This is a genomic window from Pelovirga sp., from assembly GCF_059864205.1.
This window is the reverse complement of the sequence record NZ_JCBCBS010000229.1, coordinates 1-5,228: the sequence shown is the minus strand read 5'-3', so window position 1 is coordinate 5,228 and position 5,228 is coordinate 1. Positions and strand designations below refer to the sequence as shown.

At 52.6% G+C, this 5,228-nt stretch carries 5 protein-coding genes; 3 read left to right on the top strand and 2 right to left on the bottom strand.

The genetic code is table 11. From position 1 onward, the window contains the following. Positions 1–577, top strand: a 577-nt coding sequence (locus AC6F7T_RS14170) for a hypothetical protein (protein ID WP_500719904.1), incomplete at its 5' end; no start/stop codon positions are given. 206 nt (positions 578–783) lie between these two features. Here AC6F7T_RS14170 and AC6F7T_RS14165 read toward each other — a convergent pair. After that, a complete protein-coding gene (locus AC6F7T_RS14165; protein ID WP_500719903.1) occupies positions 784–1,215 on the bottom strand; it encodes a hypothetical protein in 432 nt (143 codons plus the stop codon). Positions 1,216–2,187: 972 nt separating this feature from the next. Here AC6F7T_RS14165 and AC6F7T_RS14160 point away from each other — a divergent pair. Then, the gene (locus AC6F7T_RS14160) at positions 2,188–3,102 is read left to right on the top strand and encodes a multiheme c-type cytochrome (RefSeq protein ID WP_500719901.1); all 915 of its coding nucleotides are present in this window, start codon (positions 2,188–2,190) and stop codon (positions 3,100–3,102) included. Positions 3,103–3,342: 240 nt separating this feature from the next. Beyond that, positions 3,343–4,827 carry a protein adenylyltransferase SelO family protein gene (locus tag AC6F7T_RS14155; protein ID WP_500719899.1) on the top strand — a complete coding sequence of 495 codons (1,485 nt, stop codon included), beginning with the start codon at positions 3,343–3,345 and terminating at the stop codon, positions 4,825–4,827. Between the two features lie 206 nt (positions 4,828–5,033). On the opposite strand, the gene AC6F7T_RS14150 is transcribed toward AC6F7T_RS14155, so the two are convergent. Further along, the coding region (locus tag AC6F7T_RS14150; RefSeq protein ID WP_500719898.1) for a hypothetical protein at positions 5,034–5,228 on the bottom strand (195 nt) is incomplete at its 5' end.

Below are 5,228 nucleotides of genomic sequence, written 5' to 3'. Positions count from 1 at the left end.
TGCGGGCAAGTACACGATGATGTTAATCGAAGAAGGGGGCGAGCAATACTGGATTGCTGCCAATTTCATCGATATTGCCCCTGGTGATCAGGTCGAATTTATCGGTGGTATTCTCATGCGCGATTTTCACAGTGCCGCCATGAACCATACCTTCCCGGAGATTCTGCTGGTGACCAACATCCGCATTACCGAGCAGGTGGACCTGCCGGGCGACGCGGACATAGCGCAAACCGCCCCGGAGCCCAGAGAGGTGGCCATCCCCACAACCCCTATCGTCCAACAGGCCGGACAGGTGACGGTGGCTGACCTGTTTGCCACCCGTGACGATCTGGCCGGTAAAACCGTCAGCCTGACCGCCCAGGTGATCCGCGTCAGCAGCAATATCCAGGGGAAAAACTGGATCACCCTGGCCGATGGTAGCGGTAGCGAGCCTGACAACCAGGTGATGGCGGTTACCGCCGAAACGGCGCTGCTCGGCGATACGGTCACAGCGACCGGCATCCTGCGCAGTGATCACACCGTCGGCATGGGGCACAGCTTCAAGGTGCTGCTGGAAGACGCGGTATTTTCAAAATAACAACAATCCTGATTCGTACCGGCACCAGCCTTCCGCTACCCCCCCCTCAGCAAAAATGGGGGGGGTTGCCTTCAGGTCCTTATTGCTTCGGCGACAAAACAGGTAAAAGTTGAACTCACATCGTCATTCCCGCGAAAGCGGGAATCCAGTGAGATTTTAGGCTGTTAAAGAATGGATCCCCGACTAAAGCACGCGGTGATGACAGGTTATTTACTCACCGGAGGAATAACAACTGCAGACCCACGTTGCCGCATAGGGGGCTGAATAGTTACATCAGTTTTAATATAATCGATAGCTTCACTGCGACTACTGAAAAACAATATTAAATTTTTGCTGGTAAAAGATTTTATATTTTCAATGACATGGTTCAGCAGCTCGTCATGGTCTTTGACAACAAGCAATAACTTTATTTTTTTTCGTGAGTAAGCATCAAGTAGTTTTGTACTGAGCATCTGGTCAATGGAATTTTGTTCTATCGAATCAATCTCGCTGTCGATGAAATCGATAATCCGGTAGTTAATTGTTTTCGCATGGAGATTTTTTTGAGCAGCGACAGAACGACTGTGCGCTTCACGCAGGCCAACCCGACCATAAAAACGTTCATAAAAGATGTCATCTTTTAATCGATGATCGTACACTTGACCCTCCATTGATATCGTGCCAGGTATGGCACTGCAGCAACTTTGCATGTCCCTTTCTCCCTCTCTCTGTTCAACGCAACACTTCAGTCTTAAGCAAAACCCGTACCCAAAATAACGAAAACAAAGGAATTGCTATATTTTCAGCACATTATGGACCGGGACTCAGAGTCATCAGCAAAAGCTTACGGCCAGGGCGATGTTCAATTTTGAACACTAAAAAACTGCATGAACCGGTTCAACTTCCCAGTATTCCTCCCTTTTTCTAACCGCACTCACAACTGTTCAATTTTCGTCATTAGCCCGAGCGCAGAGCGACAATCTGGGCATAACCCATCAGGACAAAATCGATAGAAAAGGTGATAAAAGATTCCCGATCTTTCTACCAGACAAGTCATCACTGGTCATTCCAGATATTCATTCCGGCCCTTTGGGTCGGTGGCGGAGTTACGTTTCTGCGGTTTAGCGTACACCAGGCCTGCATCGACGGACCTTGCCAAGGAACCGCCTCAGAATGATCTGAACCGACTAACCAAGCGGGACACAATAGCTACGATGAATAAAAGGACTGTTATCCCCGAGATTTTTTGCGCCGCTATCATCCTTTAATATGCCGAAACACCGGATTTCCGTCTTCGCGGAAATGACGATCGAAACCGATGTTTACATATTTCGCCGCCGAAGCAACAGCAGACAGATCTTAATAGCAGACGTTGGCAGTGACAGCGTTGCAACCGGACCATGGATGGCGACAACAAGCGGTCATGGATGACCCAACGGGAAACAATCGCGTCCCTTGTCACAGGCCCCCAGACCCGGTGCTGAACAGATACGATTTTTTTTATTTATTCTTGACATATCTGGTTAACATTAATAAAGTTGACTTCCTCAAAAGCACTATTCTCCACAGAACCATTCATCGACGAAACCAATTACCCTCAGAACCATTCACTAACAGAAAGGAAGCCAGACATGTTAAAGACACGCAAAAGGAAGATGTTACTGCTACCGACAATGTTTTTTGTCGTTATGTTTGCAGTGGTTGCCTTGACCTACTCTGCCATCGCCGCCAGCCACTCCGCCAAGGCAAAAGCCGAAATCACCAATGTCACTGTCAATAACGGCGAAATTACCGTTCATTTCAATATGCTGAACTACGATGCCGACAAGGTTTCGGCAGAATTCACTATTGCCAAGTGGGTCAATAACCGGGTCGGCTGGATCAACATGCTGCAACGCAATCGCATTCATCAAGAAGGTTCGACCGAAGTTATCCGGGGCGGCAACCTGCGCGAAGAGGTTACCAAAGGCAAGGATGGTTTTTCCTATACCTTCAAACACAAGGACGCTGCCATCGACTTCCGCAACGGGGCTTACTGGACTCATAGTAAACCCGCCGCCGAAGGTGAATATGGTGCCTATGTCGACCATATCCTCAGTGAAATTGAGCTGCATGGCAAATGGGATGCTGATGCCGTCTACCGCATCGGAGTGACCAGCCGTCAGGATGAGCGATTCACTGCTCTAGCCTATGTCACCGGAACCGGTACTGCTGTCGCTGCCGCAAATGCTCCGAAGCAGAACATTACTCTGGCCTCCTGTGCCTCCTGCCATAGCGGCGGAGCCTTCAAGGCTCACAGCAGCCGCAGAAACGACCCCCAGCTCTGCCTGACCTGTCACAACAATTTCACCTATGACAGCAACAACTCAACAGCGGAAGTTGGCGGTTGGGCCAATATCGATCTGATGACTATGATTCACAGCATCCATGGCGGCGTCGATGGCTACAAAGTAGAAGAAGATAATTTCAGCAATGTTCCGAATATCATCAAAAACTGTACCTTATGCCATAAAGGCGAGGTGCCGGTACCGGTTCGCACATACTGATCCGTCAACGCGCATAACAACTTGTAACTATTCAGCTGTCAGCCTTGCCGCAGGATCGGGAATCCGCAGCTGAACAGATATAAAAACGTTCATCATTAATTATCAGGGCAGCACCGGGCGACCGTTACACGTCGACCGGTGCTGTTTCTTCTTATACCGCTCTTTCCTGCCCCTATCTTCCAGCAGGTTCCTGACGTTACAATGGACCGAAGCCATCACCGTCACAATTCGGGGGACCCCATGTCCACTGCACATGCCACGCTCAAATCAGCAAGCGGCTGGAACCTGGATAACAGCTACCTGAAGCTACCGGAACTGTTTTACCGGCAACTCGCTCCGGTACCGGTACGCGATCCGCAACTGGTGAGGTTCAACCACGCGCTGGCAGAGCAGCTCGGCCTCAGGTCGTGCGCCTTGAATACAGCGCCGGGTGCTGAGATTTTTGCCGGCAATCTCCTGCCGCCAGGAGCGGCTCCCCTCGCCCAGGCCTATGCCGGGCATCAATTCGGTGGTTTCACCATGCTCGGTGACGGCAGGGCGATATTGCTCGGCGAGCAGATCACCCCTTCCGGCGAACGTGTCGACATCCAACTCAAAGGCTCGGGCCCAACCCCCTTTTCCCGCCGTGGCGATGGACGGGCGGCCCTCGCGCCGATGTTGCGCGAATATCTGATCAGCGAGGCGCTGCATGCCCTCGGTATTCCGAGCAGTCGCAGTCTGGCGGTGACAACAACGGGAGAACAGGTACGGCGTGAACGGCTGCTGCCGGGCGCCATCCTGACCCGGGTGGCTAAAAGCCATGTGCGCGTCGGCACCTTTGAGTACGCCGCCTGGCGCGGCACCAGGGATGAGGTGAAAATTCTCGCCGATTACTGTATCCAGCGCCACTACCCGGAGGCAGCAGCGCAGGACAATGCTTACCTTGCCTTGCTCGAGGCAGTTATCGACCGGCAGGCCGCCCTGGTCGCGGGGTGGCTGCTGGTCGGTTTTATTCACGGCGTGTTGAATACCGACAATGTGTCGATTGCCGGAGAAACCATCGATTACGGCCCCTGTGCTTTCATGGATTTCTACAACCCCGCTACGGTGTTCAGCTCTATCGACCACCAGGGGCGCTACGCCTATGCCAATCAAGCGCCGATCACCCAGTGGAACCTGACCCGTTTTGCTGAAGCCCTGTTGCCGCTATTGGCAGAACAGCAAAAAACCGCTATCGCATTGGCGCAACAGGCGCTGGATCAATTTGAGCTTAGATTTCGGCGCTACTGGATAACTGGGATGCGGGGCAAGCTGGGACTGTTGAATGAGCAAGATGATGATGTCGCCCTGATCGATGATCTGCTCGCCATCATGCAGCGCTTGCGCGCCGACTACACCAACAGTTTCCGTGATCTGGCCAATGAGCCATCAACCGACAGTGAACTGCATCGGGACGAAGCATTTAAGCAGTGGCACCAACGCTGGCGGACGCGGTTAGAGCAGCAGGGACAAGCTTTCGTCGCCGTTAAAAACATCATGGATCGCCACAATCCGGCAGTGATTCCCCGCAACCATCGGGTTGAAGAAGCATTGGCAGCAGCAGAAAAGGATGGCAACCTGCAACCTCTGGACAATCTGCTACGCGTCCTGGCAACCCCCTATGCCGACCTGGCTGATGCTGACCGTGACTACCGTGAACCGCCGCCGCCGTCACAACGGGTCTATCAGACCTTCTGTGGAACCTGATAGATGGGCTTCTTCGGTCTAAAAAGAAAGATTGTAAGTAACTATTCAGCACTATCCTTGCGCAGGGTCGGGGGTCCTGTGGCAAGGGTTTTTGTCGCCATGGACGGCGACAAAAAGCGGTCATGGATGACGAAAAGCGTCCCTTGACATAGGATCCCCGAGCCGGTGCTGAACAGATACCTTTTTTTAACGAAGAGGTCCCGGTATCAGGTTCCACAGAAGGTCTGATAGACCCGTTGTGACGGCGGCGGCGGTTCGCGGTAGTCACGGTCAGCGTCAGCCAGGTCGGCATAGGGGGTTGCCAGGACGCGTAGCAGATTGTCCAGAGGTTGCAGGTTGCCATCCTTTTCTGCTGCTGCCAATGCTTCTTCAACCCGATGGTTGCGGGGAATCACTGCCGG

Excerpts from the sequence above, each read along its gene's own strand:
- AC6F7T_RS14160 (WP_500719901.1), top strand. The coding sequence starts at position 2,188 with ATGTTAAAGACACGCAAAAGGAAGATGTTACTGCTACCGACAATGTTT.
- AC6F7T_RS14155 (WP_500719899.1), top strand. The coding sequence starts at position 3,343 with ATGTCCACTGCACATGCCACGCTCAAATCAGCAAGCGGCTGGAACCTG.